This is a genomic window from Ruegeria sp. AK4 (assembly GCF_056541025.1).
Genome location: NZ_JBQFXS010000001.1, coordinates 13,586 through 34,439, shown reverse-complemented (window position 1 = coordinate 34,439; position 20,854 = coordinate 13,586). Strand labels below are relative to the sequence as shown.

General features: G+C 54.9%; 18 protein-coding genes. 2 read left to right on the top strand and 16 right to left on the bottom strand.

What is annotated here, in order from left to right:
* Window positions 1–29 precede the first annotated feature (29 nt).
* Together ACR0EZ_RS00155 and ACR0EZ_RS00150 are read right to left on the bottom strand one after the other, a co-directional pair.
* On the bottom strand, window positions 30–707 hold the full coding sequence (locus tag ACR0EZ_RS00155; RefSeq protein WP_480609444.1) for a GntR family transcriptional regulator: 678 nt from the start codon (window positions 705–707) through the stop codon (window positions 30–32).
* 9 nt (window positions 708–716) lie between these two features.
* Complete coding sequence (locus ACR0EZ_RS00150; protein WP_480609442.1) at window positions 717–3,593, bottom strand: FAD-binding and (Fe-S)-binding domain-containing protein; 2,877 nt, start codon at window positions 3,591–3,593, stop codon at window positions 717–719.
* A 130-nt stretch (window positions 3,594–3,723) separates the two neighbouring features.
* Between ACR0EZ_RS00150 and ACR0EZ_RS00145 the strand changes: the two genes are divergently transcribed.
* Window positions 3,724–4,887: a pyridoxal-phosphate-dependent aminotransferase family protein gene (locus tag ACR0EZ_RS00145; RefSeq protein ID WP_480609440.1), complete on the top strand. Its 1,164-nt coding sequence runs from the start codon at window positions 3,724–3,726 to the stop codon at window positions 4,885–4,887.
* A gap of 282 nt (window positions 4,888–5,169) precedes the next feature.
* Here ACR0EZ_RS00145 and ACR0EZ_RS00140 read toward each other — a convergent pair whose 3' ends face one another.
* Together ACR0EZ_RS00140 and ACR0EZ_RS00135 are read right to left on the bottom strand one after the other, a co-directional pair.
* Window positions 5,170–5,877, bottom strand: a complete 708-nt coding sequence (locus ACR0EZ_RS00140; protein ID WP_480609437.1) for an IS6 family transposase — start codon at window positions 5,875–5,877, stop codon at window positions 5,170–5,172.
* Window positions 5,878–6,127: 250 nt separating this feature from the next.
* The gene (locus tag ACR0EZ_RS00135; protein WP_480609434.1) at window positions 6,128–6,790 is read right to left on the bottom strand and encodes an HAD family hydrolase; all 663 of its coding nucleotides are present in this window, start codon (window positions 6,788–6,790) and stop codon (window positions 6,128–6,130) included.
* A 137-nt stretch (window positions 6,791–6,927) separates the two neighbouring features.
* On the opposite strand from ACR0EZ_RS00135, the gene ACR0EZ_RS00130 reads away from it, so the two are divergent.
* Window positions 6,928–8,085, top strand: coding sequence for a sugar-binding transcriptional regulator (locus ACR0EZ_RS00130; RefSeq protein ID WP_480609432.1), 1,158 nt, complete (start codon window positions 6,928–6,930; stop codon window positions 8,083–8,085).
* Window positions 8,086–8,136: 51 nt separating this feature from the next.
* On the opposite strand, the gene ACR0EZ_RS00125 is transcribed toward ACR0EZ_RS00130, so the two are convergent.
* The 12 genes from ACR0EZ_RS00125 to ACR0EZ_RS00070 form a co-directional block, all read right to left on the bottom strand.
* The gene (locus tag ACR0EZ_RS00125) at window positions 8,137–10,614 is read right to left on the bottom strand and encodes a glycoside hydrolase family 65 protein (protein WP_480609429.1); all 2,478 of its coding nucleotides are present in this window, start codon (window positions 10,612–10,614) and stop codon (window positions 8,137–8,139) included.
* A complete protein-coding gene (locus tag ACR0EZ_RS00120) occupies window positions 10,520–11,503 on the bottom strand; it encodes a carbohydrate kinase family protein (protein WP_480609427.1) in 984 nt (327 codons plus the stop codon). Before ACR0EZ_RS00120 ends, ACR0EZ_RS00125 begins: the two co-directional genes overlap by 95 nt.
* A 60-nt stretch (window positions 11,504–11,563) precedes the next feature.
* The gene (locus ACR0EZ_RS00115) at window positions 11,564–12,547 is read right to left on the bottom strand and encodes a substrate-binding domain-containing protein (RefSeq protein ID WP_480609425.1); all 984 of its coding nucleotides are present in this window, start codon (window positions 12,545–12,547) and stop codon (window positions 11,564–11,566) included.
* 167 nt (window positions 12,548–12,714) lie between these two features.
* The gene (locus ACR0EZ_RS00110; protein ID WP_217354249.1) at window positions 12,715–13,875 is read right to left on the bottom strand and encodes a sugar ABC transporter permease; all 1,161 of its coding nucleotides are present in this window, start codon (window positions 13,873–13,875) and stop codon (window positions 12,715–12,717) included.
* A gap of 12 nt (window positions 13,876–13,887) precedes the next feature.
* A complete protein-coding gene (locus tag ACR0EZ_RS00105; protein WP_480609423.1) occupies window positions 13,888–15,420 on the bottom strand; it encodes a sugar ABC transporter ATP-binding protein in 1,533 nt (510 codons plus the stop codon).
* Between the two features lie 168 nt (window positions 15,421–15,588).
* Entirely contained in the window at window positions 15,589–16,638 is a 1,050-nt protein-coding gene (locus ACR0EZ_RS00100) for a substrate-binding domain-containing protein (protein ID WP_480609421.1), read from the bottom strand.
* 247 nt (window positions 16,639–16,885) lie between these two features.
* Window positions 16,886–17,593, bottom strand: coding sequence for an IS6 family transposase (locus ACR0EZ_RS00095; protein WP_480609418.1), 708 nt, complete (start codon window positions 17,591–17,593; stop codon window positions 16,886–16,888).
* Window positions 17,594–17,602: 9 nt separating this feature from the next.
* Window positions 17,603–17,923 (bottom strand): cupin domain-containing protein, encoded by a 321-nt coding sequence (locus ACR0EZ_RS00090; RefSeq protein WP_480609416.1) that lies wholly within the window; start codon window positions 17,921–17,923, stop codon window positions 17,603–17,605.
* A 9-nt stretch (window positions 17,924–17,932) separates the two neighbouring features.
* On the bottom strand, window positions 17,933–18,634 hold the full coding sequence (locus ACR0EZ_RS00085; protein ID WP_480609413.1) for an SDR family NAD(P)-dependent oxidoreductase: 702 nt from the start codon (window positions 18,632–18,634) through the stop codon (window positions 17,933–17,935).
* Entirely contained in the window at window positions 18,631–19,257 is a 627-nt protein-coding gene (locus tag ACR0EZ_RS00080; protein WP_480609410.1) for a 2-dehydro-3-deoxy-6-phosphogalactonate aldolase, read from the bottom strand. The genes ACR0EZ_RS00085 and ACR0EZ_RS00080 overlap by 4 nt, the downstream gene beginning before the upstream one ends.
* The gene (locus ACR0EZ_RS00075) at window positions 19,254–20,174 is read right to left on the bottom strand and encodes a 2-dehydro-3-deoxygalactonokinase (protein ID WP_480609408.1); all 921 of its coding nucleotides are present in this window, start codon (window positions 20,172–20,174) and stop codon (window positions 19,254–19,256) included. Before ACR0EZ_RS00075 ends, ACR0EZ_RS00080 begins: the two co-directional genes overlap by 4 nt.
* A complete protein-coding gene (locus tag ACR0EZ_RS00070) occupies window positions 20,155–20,844 on the bottom strand; it encodes an RraA family protein (RefSeq protein ID WP_480609405.1) in 690 nt (229 codons plus the stop codon). The genes ACR0EZ_RS00075 and ACR0EZ_RS00070 overlap by 20 nt, the downstream gene beginning before the upstream one ends.
* Between the last annotated feature and the right edge of the window lie 10 nt (window positions 20,845–20,854).

The window sequence follows — 20,854 nt, the reverse complement described above, 5'->3', positions numbered from 1 at the left end:
CGAGGGAAGCTGGCGCTATTGACCAGAGTTTAGCGAGGCGGTTCGTCCTCAGCCTCCAGCGCTTTCACAAGAGCGGAAAGTTTGTTCATCATGTGAAGCTTCATGGTTTTGCCCAGCCCATCTGCATCGCGGGCTCGGAGCAACCCCATCATGGCTTCATGTTCGTCAATGGCCTGTGCCCAGCGCTCGTCGGACAAGTTGGCCATGAAACGCGCACGGCGGACACGCGCGGCCAGCAGCTTGTGATGGTTTTCCAGAATGTCGTTTCGCGCGCCCCGTATGAACGCCTGATGGATGTCCTGATTGGCTTTGAAATACGCCTGCCGATCCCGCGCCTCGTAAGCTTTCAGCATATCCTTATGGCAACGCTCAATCCGTTGAGTTTCTGCTGCGCCCATCTGCTGACAGGCCAGTTCCCCCGCCAGTTGCTCAAGCGCTGCGAGCACCGGAAACGTTTTTTCCAATTCCTCTCTTGTTACACGCGCGACACGCGCACCACGGTTGGCCTGCAGCACCACAAAGCCTTCGGATGCTAGAACCTTCAGGGCTTCTCGCAGCGGTGTCCGTGAAACACCCAAGGAGTCGCAAAGCTGTTTCTCGGGCACTTTTTCACCCGGTTTCAACACGTCTTCGACGACAAGATTGCGCAAGCGTTCGACCAGCTCTTCGTGCAGGGTCGTGCGTTTGATACTATCCGTCAGGTTCATGTCCGCTTCCTAAACATCAAGGACCAGTTCCAGCAAGCGCACAACGTGCATGGGCTGCCGCCGGGTGCCTTCGGTGATTTGGTGCCGGCATGATGTTCCATCCGCCACAAAAATTGCATCCGCAGGCGCTGCTTCCAAAGCGGGAAACAGGTCGAGCGCTGCCATCTTGATCGAAACTTCGATTGTGTCGGGCGCATATCCAAACGCCCCGGCCATACCACAACAACTGCTTTCAATCATGTGCACCCGCGCCTCGGGAATACGCTTCAGAAGGTTGAGCATAGGCGTGACGGCGTCGTGTGCCTTCTGATGACAATGTCCATGCACGTAGATCGGTCGATCTATCGGTTTCAAGGGCAGGTCCGGCTGTTTGGCCAGAAATTCCTCAAAGGTATGAGTGGCCTTCGCCAGCGCCTCCGTTTCCTGTCCCGGGCAAAGAGCCAGATACTCGTCCCGGAAAGTGAGGATTGAGGACGGTTCAAGCCCGACCACTGGTATACCCTTGGCAACTGCATCTCGTGTCGCGTCAATCACGCGCTGTGCCTCGTGGCGCGCCTCGTCCACGCAACCTACAGCCAACAACGTACGCCCGCAATCCAGCGCCCTTCCGGTTTGGCCATCTTGAGCAACCGCAACCCGAAGCCCGAGCGCACGCAGAACTTTGACCGCGGCGCGCAGATTGTCCGGCTCGAAATACCGGTTGAACACATCGGCAAACAGAAGCACCTGCGGATCGGTGTCCTGGGCCACGGCATCCTGGAATGGGTCAGACGACCACACCGGCAGGTCACGCCGCGACGAAACACCAGTCGGTTTTTCCAATAGCTTTCGGATGGGTCCGATTTTGTTTCGGACATTCATGAACCACGCGATTTTGGCAGCTTTTGGTGCATAGCGCGGCAGAAAAGCTATCAATTTATCTGCCAATGACAGCCCGTCTTTTTTGCGTTTGGCTGCAAGCACTTCGATCTTCATGCGCGCCATGTCGACGCCAGTTGGGCATTCACGCGCACAAGCTTTGCAAGACACGCAGAATTTCATCGTGCCCTGCATTGCGTCCGAAGTTAAACCGCCCGGCAACTGCCCACTGATGGCAAACCGCAATGTGTTTGCCCGCCCACGCGTCGCATCGCGTTCATTTCGGGTCGCGCGGAAGGACGGACACATGACGCCGCCCTTGAGCTTGCGGCACGCACCGTTGTTGTTGCACATCTCGACGGCGCCCTGAAATCCGCCTCCGGCACCGGGCCAGGCCGACCAGTCCAGCGCCGTCTCGAATTCCGGAACGGAATAGTCGGGGCTGTAGCGGAACAGGCGGCGATCATCCATGGCAGGCGGATGCACGATCTTGCCGGGGTTCATTAACCCGTTGGGATCAAACCGGGCTTTCACCTCTTCAAACGCAGAAATGATACGCGGGCCAAACATCTTACCATGAAACTCTGATCGCACGATCCCATCGCCGTGTTCGCCTGAATGAGATCCCTTGTATCGCTTGACCAGATCAAAGGTCTCTTCGGCAATCGCTCTCATTGTCCGGACGTCCTTGTCCTGCCGCATGTTCAGGACAGGACGAACATGTAAACACCCGACAGAGGCGTGCGCGTACCATGTCCCCTTTGTGCCGTGTCGGGCAAAAATCTCAGTCAGGCCAGCGGTATAATCGGCGAGATCAGGCAACGGGACGGCGCAATCTTCAACGAATGAGATCGGCTTACCAGCCTCTTTCATCGACATCATGACGTTCAACCCGGATTTCCGGTACTCGGCGATCGCGTTCTGCAAAGAGGTGTCCGTAACCGAAAAAACGCCGCCCCGCCGGTTTTTCACCCCGTTGAAATCGAACCCGAGATCTCCCATCAGTTGCGAAAGCTCGACCAGTTTTTTGGCATTGGCCTCGGTGCTGCCTTCAGCAAACTCCACCAGCAACAGGGCTTCGGGATTGCCTTCAACAAACGCCTCAATGGTGTCGCGGAATAAGGGGATTTCGCGCCCCAATGCGATCATGGTGTCGTCGATCAACTCAACCGCCTGCGGTTTGAGCGTCACAAGGTGCTGCGTCGCTTCCATGGCAGCGCGGAATGTCGGGAAGTGGCACACGCCGGTGACTTTTTCGCCCGGCAATTGAGCCAAGTTCAATTCCAGTTCTGTGAAATAGGCCAGCGTGCCTTCGGACCCCACCAGCAAATGGGACATGTTGACATCGTTGCCTACCAGCGCGTCGATATTGTACCCGCCCACGCGGCGCTGGACTTTGGGAAAACGGGCGTCAATTTCAGCAGCCTCGCGACGGCCCAGCGCGCGCATGTCCCCAACCAGTTCCGCATAGTCGCCAGATGCCGCCGTATCGGCGCTGAACCGGGCTTCCATGCCGTCGATCAGGATTGCGTTTATTGCCCGGACGTTATCCCGCATAATCCCGTAGCGCAGAGACTTTCCACCCGAAGAATTGTTGGCCGCCATCCCTCCTAAAGTACAGCGAGACGCGGTGGAGGGATCGACGGGAAACCACAGACCATGCGGCTTCAATGCCTGGTTCAGTTGATCCAGAACAACACCGGGCTGAACGCGGACGATGCGGTTCTGAACGTCCACGTCCAGAATGCGATTCAAGTGCTTGGTGTTATCCAGCACAACACCTTGATTGACCGTTTGCCCGCATTGCGACGTACCGCCGCCGCGCGGAAGAACGGAACATCCCTCGTCGCGCGCAACAGACATCACGGCCTGTATGTCTTCTGTGGATCGGGGCGCCACCACGGCCAGCGGCGTCATCTGATAGATCGAAGCGTCGGTCGAATACCGTGCACGCGATGCCGGATCAGCCATCACCTCGCCCTGGACATCAGACGACAGTCGGCTGTGCAGCGATCTATTCTTAAGCATCCGGTTCGCCTTCCCTTTAAGCCCAATTGGAAGCATCACTTCACCGTTGACTGAATAATGAATTCATAATTAACTTTTGCCAATAGCCAATCGCGCCACTCTTTCGGCGCCAGCGGAAGGATCAGTTCAGATGCGCCAGGCGGGCAGACATTTTTTGCAAATCCCGGGGCCAAGTGCCGTGCCGGAGCGTATTCTAAAGGCCATAAGCATGCAGACCATCGACCATCGCGGGCCTGATTTTGCAGAAGTTGGGCACAAGGCCCTCAATGGGATGAAAACGATTTTCAAGACAGAACAGAACGTCTTTATCTACCCCTCGTCCGGTACCGGAGCGTGGGAGGCCGCGCTTGTGAACACAGTATCGCCCGGCAAAAAAGTTTTGATGTTCGAAACAGGACATTTCGCGTTCATGTGGTGCAACCTGGCCAGAAAAATTGGGTTGCAGCCCGAGTTGATCGAAGGGGATTGGCGTGGCGGTGCGGACCCCAATCAGATCGAAGACCGCCTGCGCGCGGACAATCAGCACGAGATCAAGGCGGTCTGCGTCGTCCACAATGAAACGTCTACAGGGTCAGTCTCGCCCGTCGAAGACGTGCGCAGGGCTATCGACGCGGCGAAACACCCTGCCCTTCTTATGGTTGACTCAATCTCGGGCCTGGCCTCGATCGATTTTCGGTTCGATGACTGGGGCGTTGATGTCTGTGTCTCCGGTTCGCAAAAAGGACTGATGCTGCCGCCCGGTCTAAGCTTCAACGCCGTCAGCGATCGCGCATTGGAACATTCAAAGTCCGTGACGATGCCACGAAGCTATTGGGATTGGCAGGATATGGTCGGACCAAACCAGAAAGGGTTTTTCCCTTACACCCCCGGCACCAATCTTCTTTACGGATTGAATGAGGCCATCGACATGTTGCACGAGGAAGGGCTGGACAATGTATTCGCCCGGCACACCCGCCACGGAGCCGCGACCCGGGCTGCCGTGCAAGCATGGGGACTTGAGGTACTATGCGCTCGCCAAGGCCAGGAATCGGGCGTCCTGACCGCAGTCAAAATGCCTAAAGGACACTCTGCCGACGCCTTTCGTGCAACGGCGCTGGAGCACTATGATATCTCACTTGGAAATGGCCTGTCCAAATTGGCCGACAAGGTTTTCCGCATAGGCCACTTGGGCGATTTCAACGACCTGATGTTGATGGCGACCCTCTCAGGCGTGGAAATGGGTCTCGCCAAGAGCGGCGTACCTCATAACACTGGCGGCACACAGGCTGCGTTGGAGCATCTGAAGGCAGCGTGATGCTGGAAAGACACTGCAAAAACGCAACCAGGTCCGAGATCCGCTGCTCGGATAAGTTTGGTTCCGAGAGAGGTCCTGTCAAAAATCGGCACTGAGACTGGGGCCCGACACACTCTCTAAGTGTACGGCCTTCTCCGTCTCTGATTGAAAGCGCATGCGCCAACTCGCGGAAATTGCGGCACAATTCCGGATCACAAAACAAACACGAAATGCGACAGGTATGAGTGGCGGTGCTGTCAGACGAATTCGAACCAGTCTCAGGTTACCGCGGAAACCGCGAACCTATCCGGAACAAAGTTGACGCCACTCGCTAAGAGCGGCGGCGCGTGTCAGCTTGAAGGTGTCTCGGCTGGCTAGCGATCTTTCCTGGTTGAAGTGGTTGTATACCGAGGAATGGACGGCGGCGAATTTCTGTAGACTTCGTATGCGCCTGAAACGCTGCATCGCGCGTTCGCGTCGTCGAAACGGAAGATGCGAATTCTCAACGCGGTTGTTGAGCCACCTGCCCGTCTGCTGTTTTTCGAGCGCACTCATTTCTCTGAGCGCAGCCTTGTAGGAAGCGAAGCGATCTGTGACGATCTCTTCGGCGCAACCGTGTCGCTTCATTAACTTCTTGAGGAATTTCAGTGCTGCCTGTTTGTTTCGGCGCTTGGTAACAACCGCTTCCAGCACTTCACCTTCGTGATCGACCGCACGCCATAGATAGTGGCGTTTGCCATTCACCTTCACAAAAACCTCGTCCACGTGCCACTTCCATTTGGAGAAGGCCCGCAGTTGCTGAACGCGCTTCCGTCTGATCTCAGCAGCAAACATTGGGCCAAACCTGTTCCACCAATATCGGACGGTTTCGTGGCTTACGTCGATGCCTCGCTCGTGCAGCAGATTTTCGACATTCCGAAGCGAGAGCGGGAAACGGATGTACAGCATCACCGCAAGGCGGATGATCTCGGGACTTGTTTTAAAGTACTTAAAGGAGGCAGATTTGGTCATGGGCAAAAGCTACGCAACCGCCCTGACCGCCTCAAGCCAAATTCTTCTGACAAGACCGCTTCACACGCGCGCAAACGGTCCCAACTGTGCCTTCCCAGCAAGGTCAAGCGCCGCATCGGAGCTTGACCCAATCGGCCAATAGTCCAACTCGGGCACACGGAATTGCGAGAGGTTGAGCACACGATACTGAACCTTAGGCGAAGTCTGTTATCTGTCCCGAAAAATCCAGTTTTGTTTCGCAAAAAAGTACTTAGACAGGCAATGACGACTTAGCTTCGTCTATCTGCTCAATGTCAATCTCGGCCAGCGAAGAAACGACGCAATCCGCCGCCGTTAGTTCACTCTCGTGATCTTCATGAAGAAGACCAACGCAGTAGAAACCACCATTCTTTGCCGCTTCGACCCCGGAGGAGGAATCCTCGATCACGACACATTCATCCACTTTCAGCCCCAGCCCGCTGGCGGCGGTGAGGAATATATCAGGGTTGGGTTTCCCTTTTTCGACATCATCGCCCCCGATAACAACCGGAAAGGCATCCAACAAACCAGCTTTTTCAAGAACGGCTCGGACATTAGCGCTGCTGGAAGCGGCCGCCAGCCCGTAACCCTCCGACTGGCATTGTCTTACGAGGCGCACAGCAGCATCGAAGACACGAAATTCGCCTCGCTCGATCATTTCAACATAATAGACATTTTTTTTGTCTGCGGCGGTTCTGACCTCGGTTTCCGAATGCCGGGTCATGACCGCACGCGCCCCGTCAAAACGGGGGCGACCGTCGACAAGACGTCGATATTCTGCCCTTCCAAACTCATACCCGTGTTCTTCGAACATGCGTTTCCAGGCCGCAAAATGCGCCGGCACGGTGTCGACCAAAACACCATCGAGGTCAAAGATAAGTCCTTTGATTGGCATGCTGAATCTCCTGGTTCGAGCCTGTGCCAGAAACACGTAGCATGTCGGGAATTTTCTTCAATCGGCTGGCATGTGAATGTTAATCTGGCATAATTATTCACGCTGTCAGGATCCTGCTAACGGACAATATTGAACAAATGATCGACGTGAAGAAACTGCCCTTCGAAGAACGCGCCCAATGCGCGGCCTATATGCGCGCGACGCACAATATGTCACAGGTAGAGATCGGGGCCATTCTTGGTGGCCTATCTCAACCGCACGTATCGCGGTTACTGAAACACGCTGAACGCCAAAATTACTTGGTCATCGAACAACGCTTCGTCAAAGAACAATTCTCAGACGAGTGGATTGCCCAGATGGACGAATTGCTGGCTCCTTCAGGGTTGAATTCTGATCTGAAACGATATTGCAACAGGAACAAGCTTAGACCGCCTCGGCTTGGGGTGTTTGAAAGCGGCCCGGGGAACACCGAGGCTGCGCTGTCACAGCGCCGTACCAGGTTTGGACGAACCGCATCCGGGCGATTGATAGAACTGATTGAGAAATCGAACGTCATCGGCGTTGCGTGGGGTCGAACAATCAAGTCCCTGGCAGAAGGGATTGCAGCCTCAAGGCGGCCCATAGATAAGTCGCAAAAGACAGAGTTTGCAGCGGTTTGCGCAGAATTGATGTCGCTGGCTCAGCATGGATACTCTGCCAGCCGGCTTGCCGGAACTTTTGATGAGCTATTTAATGATCAGCCGGAGGATAGCCCTCAGCTCACTGGTTTCCCGGCATACATACCCCGTCACTACGATGAGACCATGCGCCGTTCCATCTGGCAGTACATCTCTGACACCCCGGGATTTCACCGCGTGTTTTCAGGTCCAGACGCGTTGATTGGCAAAATGGATATGTTGATTTCCAGCGTCGGGTCTTCAAGCACTCCAGTTCTGGGCAGTTTTGAAGAGCTGGTTCAGGCAGGCGGGTTAAGAGCTGACGATCTCCGGCAATTAGTCGTCGGGGACCTTGGCGGTATTTTGATCCCGAGAACCGAAATTTCTCAGGCCAAGATGGACCTGATTGACGAACTGAACGGGCTGTGGACCGGGATCAAAACAGTGCATGTCAAAGCCATAGCAGATCGGGCATTTGACGATTCTGACCAAAGTGGTGTTGTGGTCGTCGCGATTCAGAAGGAACGAGGTGATACGGTATTCGAACTGATCACCCGGGGGCTTGTTAACGAATTGCTCATCGATCACGCGGCAGCGGAACAACTGCACACGCGCGTTGCCGAGGCTCTTGCAGACTGACGACAGCACCTCGGCACACCTTGGCCCTTCCTGCGAGAATAACCTTGATTGTCACGCAGGCTGCGGCGCGAAGACCGCTTCCTCTCCGGCAATCAAAGTAACAGGATGGCCCATCACCTCGATATCTTCTTTCGTACCGGACGGAGCAATCAGCTTAAACCGACACTCGTCATGAGAAATTAGAACTTCGACGTCATTCCCCTGCCACTTCAGATTAAACCGGATGCCGGACCATGCCTCGGGCAGCCAGGGTTTGAACGTCATCTTGCCGTGCTTGACCCTGAACCCGCCAAACCCACACACAAGCGATTGCCAGGTGCCGCCAGCCGAAGCGATATGCATCCCGTCCTGCGTGTTACCCTGATTGTTGACCAGATCAACAAAGGCAGACCGTTCGAAATAGTGATGCGCCGAGGAAATGTCGCCGACTTCAATCCCCATGATCGAATGAATGGCCGGGCTAAGTGAAGACTTGTGCATCGTACGTTTCTCATAAAACGCATAGTTTGCGGCTTTGATTTCGTCCGAAAACTCGTCGGGCAAGAGATAGTTCAACATGATCACGTCAGGTTGCTTGAGCAGCATTGAACCGTTCAGTGAGAAGTGGTCATGCCCTTCGGGGTAGACTGGCATACGGTTTTTGTCCCATTCCGTGATGGGAATGTCCTGAAGCTGAAAATACCCTTCAAATTGTTCAATTAGATTGCGAGACGGGTCAAACGGAACGTAGATTTTTTTGGAGGCTTTAATCCACTGCTCTACTTCGTTCGCTGTCAGCCCCAACTGGTTCAGAAGGTCATCATGGGTCAGAGTTGAGGTTTCGCTGAGTTCAGAAAAAACACGTGCGGATTGCTCCAGATGCCATTTCGCCATTCGGTTAGTGAACGTGTTGTTGTCGACATGTTCGTGGAACTCGTCCGGCCCGATAACGTTTGTCAGCTCGTACCGGTCCTTGTCTTTGTTCCATTCCAGCCGACTGATCCAGAACCGACTGGTTTGATACAAAACCTCGGCACCGAAATCGCGAAGGAAATCTCTGTCTCCGGTCGCCGCAACATAACTGATGATGCCATATGCCACGCATGCGGTGACGTGAATCTCCTCTTCTCCGGTCCAGATACGGTTCGCACCGTCCGCTGTCCATTTTGGCGTTGTCTCCACTCCGGTATCAGCAGATTCCCATGCGTACTGCGCGCCCTTAAGCCCATTCATTCGGGCGTTCTCAAGTGCGCCGTTCAACGTGTTGTAACGGTATTTCAGAAGGGCTTTGGCCGTCTCCGGCTGCGTGAAAATGTAGAATGGCAGCAGGAAAATTTCGGTATCCCAGAAAACGTGACCTTTGTACCCTTCCCCAGACATGGATTTGGCGCCGATATTCGCGCGCGGGTCGTTTTTGTTGGCAGCGATCAGCAGATGATAGATGTTGAAACGCATTGCGCGTGTCGCTTCTGTATCACCCATCACCTCGCAATCACAAGCGTCCCACTTTGCGCGCCATGCTGCAGCGCTTTCACTTAGACAAGTTGAGAACCCCTTGGCTTGTGCTGTCTCCAGAGACGCTTCACATTTGGCCGCCAATTCCTCGCCGTTCAGATCTCGCGACGTATAAATCGACACCAGCTTTTCGAAGGTCAGGCTTTGCCCATTGAGCGCCTCAAGCGAAACGGTTTGTGAAACCTGCTCATAGTCGCGGCTTGCACCTTTGAACTCACTGATTGAGGGTCGATCCAAGACAGACGCCATTCCAATCGAAATGCCAGTGTCCAGTGTCAAAGCTTCGATATAGGATACATCGCTGTTTGCATGAGACTGAGTTACCTTCAGGTGTCGGCTTTTGGCCCATTTTTCCCATTTAACCTCGGGGTGGAATTCAGGGTTTCCCTGATAAGCTGGCAGGCGGTCCAGATTGTACCGTTGGGCATCCAGTGCACTTTCGACAGTTATCTTGGACGAGTGGTTTTCCGGCGTCACCGTCAAACGGATGCCGCAGATATGCTGATCGGCAAAACTGGCAAACCGGATGCTGTTGATGCGGGTGCGACGGCCTGTGCTGTCTTCAAACACGGTATCCCGATGCAGAAATCCGGTCTGCAGATCTAGTACCCGCCTATGTTCGACAACTTTACACGTTTGGACATCCAGAATTTCACCTTCGACACGAACCCGAAGCGGCAGCCAGGTCGGCACATTGACCTGATCGATCACCGTCGAGTCATGGTGATCGTAAACACCAGCCAGATAGGTGCCAGACAGCTCTCCTTTGTGACCCTCTTCCAGCGACCCACGTGTGCCCTGATAGCCGTTGCCGACCGTAAAAATGGTCTCCTTGAAGTTCGCTTCATCCAGATTGAATTGGGTTTCTTCGATCAGCCAGTCGCTACTGCTCAGCATTGTCTGCATGTCAGGGCTCCATTCGGGTGATATTTGGGATAATTCAGTCGCCGTAGGTTTCAGCAATCTGACGTTCGGTTTCTTCCAGTGATCCGTAGACATCCAACTCGCTGCTCGAGCAGCGCTGCGCTCCTGCACAGTTTCCGAACTGGCAGGCTTTGACGAAATCGCCAGTCTTGAGGTAGCCAAAAGCCAAGCCACCAGCAAAGCTGTCACCGCAGCCGGTGGTGTCGACCACATCCTCGACAAGCACGCGCTTGACCAGATGTTCCCGCATCCGGCCGGTTTCATCCTTGTGGTAGACGGCGCAGCCGTGTTGATCCAGCGTGACGTAGAGCGCCTTGACCCCCAGATCCAGGCAGTGTTGGGCGAACTTGGGCAACTGGTCCATCGTGAGTTCGCTTATGTCCTGCAACTCGTCAGAACCGTATTCTCCCTTGAACCAACTGCATTGAGCCTCTTCCAAATTCATCTTTAGAAGGTCGATATGCGGAAGCCAGCGATCCCGGTCGATCCAGAATTTATGATACCGTTCGCCATGTGCTGAACACCCGCTGGTGGGACCATGCGCATCAAATACAACCAGACCATCGCTGTTGGCCTTGATGTATCGGATCGTTTCCAACGGAACCTCGAAATCCGTGATCGGAACGAAAACGAAAGCCTCGCAATCCATCAGGTCTTCGATGTCGTCGGGCAGGATCGGGTTCATGAAACCCGTTTGCTTTTCGTTGCGATGGTTCTGATCGACGTAAACCAGATCGATCACCGCACCCTGATCGGCGTCGCCTGTAACATGGCTAACATCCAGATACGGAAACTCAGACAGCAAGTTGCGAACATTGTCGACGTCCGACCTGCGCACATGGCTGACGACGTGGATCCGCGAACCCGGACCGGCCAGCGAGGACATGCAGACCGCCGTATAGACCGCGCAGCCGAATTTCTGGAATTTTTCACCTTGATAGCTGGTGATATTGTCCCTTGGGATCGGGCCAACAACTGCGACATTGATCTTGTCAGACATTTCGGTCCCTTGCTTGTATTCGCTGTTTTGCCGACGGGCGTGTGCGTGACTATAACAGCTTCAATTCTGATAGATCTGTTCGCTGGTATAGAACCCGCCGTCGATTACCGTGCTGTCGATCGTATCTTTTGACACTGCGAAAACAGGGGTGATAACCGTTGGGATTTCCGCGAAACCATTGTCAATCAGCGTATGGTCTCCGATCAAATCACCAACTTCCGCATCCGGAGACTGCGCCATTTTCACGGCGATATCCGCCGCCTCATAGGCCAGAGGTTTGATTTGCTTCCAGATTTCCAGCGCCTGTACATCATTGGCGACGAGCTGGACATTCCGCAGATCAGCGTCTGACCCTGCAACAAAGACCTGATCCGCCGATGCCAGGTCCTCGTCGGACAATGCTGCCAGAACCCCAAAGGCAAGCCCGCTGTTGTTGGCGATGAACGCATCGATGTCGTTGTCATATTCGACCAGTAGGTTCTCGGCAGTGTCTCTGGCCATATCGGGAGACCAGTCTACATGGCTGCGATCCGCAACAAGCTCGAGCCCAGGATGATCGGCAATCACTTTAAGCACACCGCTACTGAGCGCTTCGGCATTGGCATCACCAGGCTGACCGCGGATCAGGGCGACCCGGCCTTTGACCTCACCGCGGGTATCATTCAGCCAGTCCACCATCGCTTCGGCCTGAAGCTGCCCGACAGCCCAACTGTCCTGCATAACCATGACGTCAAGCGGCCCGTCCTGCAGCATCGAGTCGTACCCGACGACTTTGACGCCTTGATCGTGGGCCAAATCAACAAGGGCACCAGCGGTTGCGGTGTTGACGGGTTGCAGGACCAGTACGTCCACCCCAGATTCCAGCATTTCCTCAACCTGCTGCAACTGACGCAATGGATCATTGCCGCTGCTATCAAAGATCACATCTGCGCCTTGGGATTCCGCGCGTGCAATGAATAGGGATTTGTCAGTCTGGTATCTGGCTTCCTGCATGGTCTTGAGCAGGAACCCGATTGTAGCGTTGTCCTGCGCTACCGCGATCATTGGCAGCGATGCGGATAGAAGGCCGGCCAAACCCAAAACTCTGAGGCCGTTTGTGCATAAGGTTGCTAAAATGGACTGGACCATCGCTTACCTCCCAACTGTCATTCAAGTTTTCGGGGATTTTGGCGTTGCCCCCGGTGCGTGGGACCGGGGGCAGGCCAGCAACATTATTTCTTCTGCATCACATCGAACCAGACGGCGAGGATGATGATCAGGCCCTTGATGATCAACTGATAGAACGTGACCACACCAAGCAAGCTCATGCCGTTGTTCAGGACGCCGATCAACAGGGCACCGATGATGGTTCCACTCACCTTGCCAGAACCACCCGCCAGGCTCGTACCGCCGATAACAACGGCCGCAATCGCATCAAGCTCGAACATGGTTCCAAGGTTGGGCGAGGCACCGTTCAGACGCGAGGCCAGAATGATACCGGCCAGCGCCGACAGGACCGAAATGACCGTGTAAACAATCATCTTGGTGCGGACGACGTTGATGCCGGACAGGCGGGCCGCATCCTCGTTTCCGCCAAGCGCATAGAGGCGGCGACCAAAGCGGGTGCTGTTCAGCGTATAGATCCCGGCAAACGCAATGACTGCAAAGATCGCGACAGGAACGGGGATCCCTTTGTAGCTGGTGAACACGTGGAAGGCCAAAGCAAACCCGCCGATCATTACGGCCCCGTTGACCAGCAACTCTTGCATATTCACTTCGACGCCGTGAGCTTTGCTTTGTTGAACGTCCCGGAAGATCGAATAGACCGCAAGCGCAGCACACACGATCAGCACGATACTGGACATCATCGGCGGGATATAAGCACCACCAATCAACGGAAACACATTACTCGTTACCGGTACAGAACTGCCGTTGGTCAGGGTCAGTGCCAAACCGCGTGCAATGGTCAGCATTCCAAGGGTTATGATGAATGGTGGTATGTTGAACTTGGCTATCCAGAACCCATTCCATAGACCTATTCCGACGCCCACGATCAAAAGGGTCGCAGGTACCGCCAATATTGTCGGCACGCCCCATTGCATCATGAGCGTACAGACGACGGCTGATAACCCGACGACAGAGCCAACCGACAGATCAATACCTGCAATCAGGATGACCATGGTCATACCCACGGCAATGATCCCGATGATGGTGACCTGACGGGACAGGTTGCTAAGGTTCCGTGCGGTGAAAAACGCGTCGTCGGCAAAACTGAGCCCGACGACCAGCACGATCAACGCAATCAGCGTCGCGTTGTCCTTAATGAAGTTTATCAGGTGGTTTTCCTTGGCGCCATTGACGCCAACACCTGCAACGTTGCTGTCAGCACTCATTTGCTTCCTCCCTTATGCGCTGCCGGTGGCATACGCCATGATTGCTTCTTTCTTTGCGTCGTCCCGTTCAAAGTTCGACACGATCTCGCCTTCGCACATCACCAGAATCCGGTCGCACATGCCCAAAACCTCGGGCAGTTCCGATGAGATCATGATGACGGTGACACCCTGCTGGACCAACTCGTTCAGCAGCTTGTAAATCTCGACTTTGGCGCCGATATCGATTCCGCGTGTGGGTTCATCCAGGATGAACACATCTGGACGTGAGTTCAGCCACTTACCCAGAATGACCTTCTGCTGGTTTCCGCCGCTAAGCGTACCGATTACTGTGTCAATCGAAGGTGTTTTGACACCGAGCTGGTCGACATATTCCTTAACGACTTTGCGCTCCTGCTGGGTGTTGATAATGCCCAGAACCTTTGAACTGATCGTCTCAAGTGAGGAAATCGTCGTGTTGAATGAGATGGACTTGTCGAGAAACAAACCCAGCGCCTTACGGTCTTCGGTCAACAACGCGATGCCGGCATCAATGGCGTCTTTCGGCGACTTGATGTCCAGCTTTTGCCCGTTCAGCTTTACCTCACCGGTGGTCTGATCCGGATAGGCACCGAATACACCGCCAACCAGTTCGGTCCGACCCGCGCCCATTAGCCCGGAGATGCCCAATATCTCGCCTTTGCGGGCAACGAAGCTGGCGTTCTTGACCAGATAGCTGCCAGGCAGATCGGGGTTTGTGACGGACAGATCGTTGACCTCTAAAGTCACCTCACCCGGTGTGAAATCGACTTTGGGAAACATATCCTTGATGTCGCGCCCGACCATTCGGGCGATGATCTGATCCAGCGTGATATCCGCGATCGGAGTGACTTCACCGATCGTCTGGCCATCGCGCAGAACCGCGATCCGGTCGGCGATCTGCTCGATCTCTTCCATTTTGTGCGAGATGTAGCACATGCAGACACCGTCGGCTTTCAGCTTGCGGATGATACGGAAGAGATCCTTGACCTCCTTATCCGTCAACGCCGACGTCGGTTCGTCTAAAACCAGTATCTCGGCCTTGAGCGACAGCGCCTTGGCAATCTCAACCATCTGCTGTTTGCCCACAGTGATGTTCTGCACCAGATCTGTCGGGCGAATGTCGTTGATCCCCAGTTCGGTCAACAGCTTCTGGGTTTCGGCAAAAGTCTGGTTCCAGTTGATCCTGCCCTTGGCATCGGTGAACTGTCGATCAAGAAAGATGTTTTCCGCAACTGACAAGCCGGGAATCAGGTTGAGTTCCTGATAGATGATGCCAATGCCGGCCGCCTCGGCCTCTTTCGTATTCGCGAACCGGACTTTTTCGCCGCGCAAAAAGATATCGCCCTCGTAGGTTGGATAGGGCCAAACCCCGCTGAGCACTTTCATAAGCGTGGATTTGCCCGCTCCGTTTTCTCCCATCAACGCCAGAAGCTCGCCCGAGCGGGCTTCGAAATTGACATTGTTCAGGGCGCGAACTCCGGGAAAATCCTTGATGATACCCTGCATTTTCAGGACGACTTCAGACATGCTTTTTCCCATCACATTCAGAAAGGTGTTTCGGACACTCCCCACTCTGACCGACAGTCCTGCCGCAAGGAGTTTAAGGAAGGAGGGCACCATGAAGCCGCGCGCGGGGAGTACACGCATAGGGAGCCAAATGGCGAAACGCCCTCCTTCAGGAATACGTCCCGAGGATCAGTTCCCGTAGACTTCTTCCTTGGAGTAGAAGCCGCCAGCGATGATCGTGTCATCAATGTTGTCCTGGGTCACAAGCGTGATCGGGGTGACAATCGTCGGTACATCGGCGAAACCGTTGTTGATAACCTTGTCCACCTCGACCAGATCGGCGGGTGCGGTGTCCGGATCAGCAGCCAGAGCAACGGCCACTTCTGCCGCGGTTTCAGCCAGAGGATCGATCTGTTTCCAGATTTCAACGGCTTGCTTGCCTTGCGCAACATATTGGATATTGGCCAGGTCGGCATCAGATCCGGCTACAAACACTTTGTCTGATGACGCCAGTCCCTGTGCTTCCAATGCCGCGATAACACCACGGGCCATGCCACTGTTGTTGGCGATAAATGCGTCGATGCTGTTGCTGTTAGAGGTTAGCGTGTTTTCCGCAGTTGCCATGGCCTTCTCAGATGACCAACCTTCATGCGCCTGATTGGTCACCAGTTCCAACCCCGGGTTCGCTTCGACAATCTCCAACACACCGCTGCTCATGGCAATCGCGTTGGAGTCGCCGGGTTGACCTTGAATCAGGGCGATCTTGCCGGACACCTCTCCGTTCTTGTCCTGTAGCCATTCGACCATGGCCTCACCCTGCAAACGGCCCACAGCCCAGCTGTCTTGCATCACCATCGCATCCAGCGGCCCGTCCACGAGCATCGAATCATATCCGACGACACGCACACCTTCGCTGTTTGCCATGCTGACCATGCTTCCGGCGGTACCGGTGTTCACAGGCTGCAACACGATGACGTTCGCACCCTTGGCAAGCATGTTTTCAAACTTAGCCAGCTGGGTCAGCTCGTCATTGTTCGCTGAATCAAAGATAACTTCGGCGCCCAGTTCCTCAGCTTTCGCAGTAAACGCGGCGCGGTCACGCTTGTAGCGCTCTTCCTGCATGGTTTTCAGCAGAAAGCCAATTTTGACATCGCCTGCATACGCTGTGCCGGCGGTCAGGGCGACGGCGGCGACGGAAAGCAAGGCGGTTCTACGGGTAATGGTCTGCAACAGGGACATATTTCCTCCAGTGTATGTTCCTTGGCTGCCAGACCAATAGGTTCGGCAGCATGAAATGCTTCGCAAATTGTGCTGGATGCCGACTAACCGGTGAGAACAAGCGTCAATCTCAAAGCGATAACGCTAACATAGCAGTGGAGAACAGGGGAGAATTTGTATATATAGGTAGCATACATATTCACAACACCGTTGGGGGTGCTGTCAGACGAATTCGAACCAGTCTCAGTTTGCCGCGGGAACCGTGAACCTATCCGGAACAAAGTTGACGCCACTCGGTAAGAGCGGCGCTGCGGGTCAACTTGAAGGTGTCTCGGCTGGTGAGCGATCGTTCCTGATTGAAGTGATTGTAGACGGAGGAATGAACGGAGGCGAATTTCTGTAAACTTCGCATGCGCCTGAAACGTTGCATCGCGCGTTCGCGTCGTCGGAAAGGCAGGTGCGAGTTCTCGACGCGGTTGTTGAGCCACCTGCCCGTCCTTTGTTTTTCGAGCGCACCCAGTTCTCTGAGCGCGGCTCTGTATGAGGCAAAGCGATCCGTGACGACGGTTTCCGCTTTGCCGTGTCGCTTCATTAACTTCTTGAGGAATTTCAGTGCTGCAGCTTTGTTTCGGCGTTTGGTGACAACGGCTTCCAGCACCTCGCCTTCGTGATCAACAGCCCGCCAAAGATAATGCCGCTTGCCATTTACCTTCACGAAAACTTCGTCCACGTGCCACTTCCATTTGGAGAACGCGCGCAGTTGCTGAACACGCTTCCGTCTGATCTCAGCAGCAAACATCGGCCCGAACCTGTTCCACCAATATCGGACAGTTTCGTGGCTCACGTCGATGCCTCGCTCGTGCAGCAGGTCTTCGACATTCCGCAATGAAAGCGGAAAACGGATGTACAGCATCACCGCCAGGCGAATGATCTCAGGGCTGGTTTTGAAGTATTTGAACGAGACGGGTTTGGTCATTGCCAGAAGCTATGCGACCACCCTGCCCCGCTCAAGCAAAGTTCCTCTGACAAGACCTTCCAGATAGTGCCAGCGCCCTTTCAGGACGAAGCCGTGGACTGGCTGGGGATGGCGGTGCCGCGAAAGAACGCCAGCTTTGCGCACTTTGAGAAGGTTCATCCAATAACCTTGCGAGCGGTTCAGGCAGAGCGGTCGGAACCAGACGTTCTCTGCCTGCGGAACCCATAATCTGTCGTTCTCACTCATGGCATTCGGGATCACGATCTCGTCTTGCGCATCCTTGGGGAATGGCAATTGATATGGCATTCGGGCGGTGTCATCGTCATTCATAGATTTTCCTCACATAGCGAGATAGCCGCCATCAACCGGATAGATCGATCCGGTTACAAAACTGGCGTTTTCACTCAAAAGCCATCGCACAAGCGCACCGACTTCTTCGGGTTTCCCCCAGCGTTTCATTGGCGTACGCGCCATGATCCCCGCTGTTCGTTCAGGGTCTTTCCGAAGGCCCTGGGTCATCTCTGTCTCAATCCAACCCGGCGCGATGGCATTGACCCGGATACCGTCTTCGGCCCAGCGACCTGCGAGGGCCTTGGTCAACTGTGCCACGCCGCCCTTAGAAGCGGTATACGCCGGAACTAAAGGCCCACCAAAGGTACTGAGCATAGAGGCGGTGTTGACGATGGCCCCACTCGCTTCAGCCAATAATGGATGCGCGGCAAGACAGCAGCGCATGGTGCCGGTCAGATTCACATCGAGCACCTTGGCGAAGACGTCGATGTCATATTCTTCGCCACGCAAAAGAATACCTGCGCAGTTCACCAAGGCATCGAGACCCGTGAGTTCGCCGAATACATCATTGATGGACGTCTGGTCGGTGACATCCAAGAGCTGCACCTTTAACCCGTACTGAGGCTCGAATGCATCCAATTCGGATTGGGAGGCGGATGCGGCAATGACGTACCAACCTGCGTCTACCAACGACCGTGCAACACCCGCACCAATCCCTCGCGTACCGCCCGTAACAAGGGCCTGTTTCATCCAAGTTCCTCCAATACACTGGTGAAGGCGCGCGCGCGCCTGCCGATATCATCCAATGTATAGCTCGGTTTGAACAGCGCGGAGCCCAACCCATATCCATCTGCACCCGCGGCATGGTATGACACCATCGTTTCCGGCGTTATGCCCCCTACCGCAGCGATGACTGCGTCTGCAGGCAATACGGCGCGCATGGCAGCTATGGCAGGTGGTGGCACCATTTCCGCCGGAAAGAATTTGAGGACCGAAGCTCCGATATCCAACGCCGTAAAGGCCTCGGAGGGGGTCATGACTCCTGGACACCAATAAAGATCCCGAGCGACAGCCGCGCGCCCGACGTCCGGGTTCATATTGGGCGACACTATGATCCGCCCGCCTGCATCTGCGACCGCCGCGACCTGATCCTTAGTCAACACTGTGCCAGCGCCTACTATGGCTTGAGCACCATGTTTCGCAACGATCTGCGTAATCGATTCCAGCGGGTCCGGTGAGTTGAGCGGCACTTCGATAATCCGAAACCCGGCATCGAAGAGTACATCAGAAACCGAGCGCGAATTTTTTGGTGCCAGCCCCCGCAAAATCGCAATCAGCGGGTTCTCAGCAAGAGCTGCGGTGAGGTCAATCATCCGACCAACCCCGCAGCGCGAGCAATCAGAAAATGCCCTTTCGCAACGATATCATCTGGCGCGCGACGGCTGTCGAAACCAGCAGTTCGAAGCGCTATTTCGTATCGGTCGGACAAGTCGCTTCGTCCAACAACAGTGATCGTGCCGACGTCTTTTACTTCGCCGGTTGCGGCAGCAACCTCGGTCCCGATCAACAAACCCGACAAGTAGTCGGCCGTAGCAACCTTTGGGATTTTGCCCATAAGAGGAAGCGTCCGGACATGAAACAGGCTGTGCAGCAGGTTCGACTCGCCACTGAGGCCGGCCTTGACGCCCATCACGAATGCGTCTTCGCTGAAGGCGTCCTCCTTCATCAAAGTGCCAAGGATCGTGTGTTCTTTCAGCGCCGAAAAGATCTCACCTGTCATGTAGGTCGAGAAATCCACGATCTTCCCATCCGCAACCTGAACCCATTTGCTGTGCGTTCCTGGCATCACGAACATACCTTCGCTCAAGCCTTGTGAAGATGCCCCGATGATCTGGGTCTCCTCGCCGCGCATAACGTCGGGTCCCCCGGCATGTTCTGTCGAAGCACCTGTCACAAAGTGAATACGCGCTCCGTTGGCCGCTTCGTGCGGGACCAACGCCCGCGCAAGACCGCCAGCACCCAGCGGCATTTCGGCATATTGCGTTTCTACCCAGCCATTGCGGCTAGTGATCATGCCAGATGCCAGGATCGGCAGGTTAGCATTGGCGACCCAAGGGCCGATGAGACGATCAAGGACCGCCTCAAAGGTTTGTTCCGCAACCTGCATGATACCTTCAGGCGACGAGACCCCATCGATCACGTCGCCCTCCGCACCAATTAGAAATGCACGAAACGATGAAGTGCCCCAATCTACGCCGATCAGCGCTGGCTCAGATGCGACCGAATTCATTTAGCAGATCCTCAACGGTTTTGCCTTGGGCCACCCATTTACGGGTTTCCTCCTCACGGTCAGCTTGCTCTTGAGCAAGGCGCACGGTTTCTTCGGCGATTTCTTGTGGAATTACGACGACGCCCATTAGATCAGCTACAATGAAATCGCCGGGGTTTACGACGACGCCACCACAGGCAATTGGCACATTGATCGAAAGTTCTTCTTTACGTTCCGAGAACATCGTGTGCGTTCCACGCGGTGTGATCGCGCGCGTCCAAATTGGCCAATAGATGTCTTCCAACTCATCTGTGTCGCGCCCGGTGCCATCAACGATCATACCGCGTATGCCACGATTCTTGGCCAGACCGCCCATTAAACCGCCGCAGACTGACGTTTGACGATCACCACCCGCGTCCACGACGATCACGTCCCCGGGTTGTCCCATTTCAAGCGCTCTCAATGGATCGACCAGATCACCTTTTGAAAGCTGAACCGTCACGGCCTGGCCTGTAACCTTGGCACGGAAAGCGGGCTTGATGGCGCTGTCCATCACGCCTGTTCGGTACTGCACATCCGCAAAAATGGCAGCAGCAGAGTACGCCCCCAACACCTTGTCGAATTTTTTTAGAAGTTCCGGGTTTCTTTCAAAATCATTGAAAACCCTAAGGTCTGTGCTGACGTCTGGCATTCTTGTCTCC

Bases quoted from the DNA above. Each gene is read 5' to 3' on its own strand.
- ACR0EZ_RS00155 (WP_480609444.1), bottom strand. From the start codon at position 707: ATGAACCTGACGGATAGTATCAAACGCACGACCCTGCACGAAGAGCTG.
- ACR0EZ_RS00150 (WP_480609442.1), bottom strand. From the start codon at position 3,593: ATGCTTAAGAATAGATCGCTGCACAGCCGACTGTCGTCTGATGTCCAG.
- ACR0EZ_RS00145 (WP_480609440.1), top strand. From the start codon at position 3,724: ATGCGCCAGGCGGGCAGACATTTTTTGCAAATCCCGGGGCCAAGTGCC.
- ACR0EZ_RS00140 (WP_480609437.1), bottom strand. From the start codon at position 5,877: ATGACCAAATCTGCCTCCTTTAAGTACTTTAAAACAAGTCCCGAGATC.
- ACR0EZ_RS00135 (WP_480609434.1), bottom strand. From the start codon at position 6,790: ATGCCAATCAAAGGACTTATCTTTGACCTCGATGGTGTTTTGGTCGAC.
- ACR0EZ_RS00130 (WP_480609432.1), top strand. From the start codon at position 6,928: ATGATCGACGTGAAGAAACTGCCCTTCGAAGAACGCGCCCAATGCGCG.
- ACR0EZ_RS00120 (WP_480609427.1), bottom strand. From the start codon at position 11,503: ATGTCTGACAAGATCAATGTCGCAGTTGTTGGCCCGATCCCAAGGGAC.
- ACR0EZ_RS00115 (WP_480609425.1), bottom strand. From the start codon at position 12,547: ATGATCGCGGTAGCGCAGGACAACGCTACAATCGGGTTCCTGCTCAAG.
- ACR0EZ_RS00110 (WP_217354249.1), bottom strand. From the start codon at position 13,875: ATGAGTGCTGACAGCAACGTTGCAGGTGTTGGCGTCAATGGCGCCAAG.
- ACR0EZ_RS00105 (WP_480609423.1), bottom strand. From the start codon at position 15,420: ATGTCTGAAGTCGTCCTGAAAATGCAGGGTATCATCAAGGATTTTCCC.
- ACR0EZ_RS00100 (WP_480609421.1), bottom strand. From the start codon at position 16,638: ATGTCCCTGTTGCAGACCATTACCCGTAGAACCGCCTTGCTTTCCGTC.
- ACR0EZ_RS00095 (WP_480609418.1), bottom strand. From the start codon at position 17,593: ATGACCAAACCCGTCTCGTTCAAATACTTCAAAACCAGCCCTGAGATC.
- ACR0EZ_RS00090 (WP_480609416.1), bottom strand. From the start codon at position 17,923: ATGAATGACGATGACACCGCCCGAATGCCATATCAATTGCCATTCCCC.
- ACR0EZ_RS00085 (WP_480609413.1), bottom strand. From the start codon at position 18,634: ATGAAACAGGCCCTTGTTACGGGCGGTACGCGAGGGATTGGTGCGGGT.
- ACR0EZ_RS00080 (WP_480609410.1), bottom strand. From the start codon at position 19,257: ATGATTGACCTCACCGCAGCTCTTGCTGAGAACCCGCTGATTGCGATT.
- ACR0EZ_RS00075 (WP_480609408.1), bottom strand. From the start codon at position 20,174: ATGAATTCGGTCGCATCTGAGCCAGCGCTGATCGGCGTAGATTGGGGC.
- ACR0EZ_RS00070 (WP_480609405.1), bottom strand. From the start codon at position 20,844: ATGCCAGACGTCAGCACAGACCTTAGGGTTTTCAATGATTTTGAAAGA.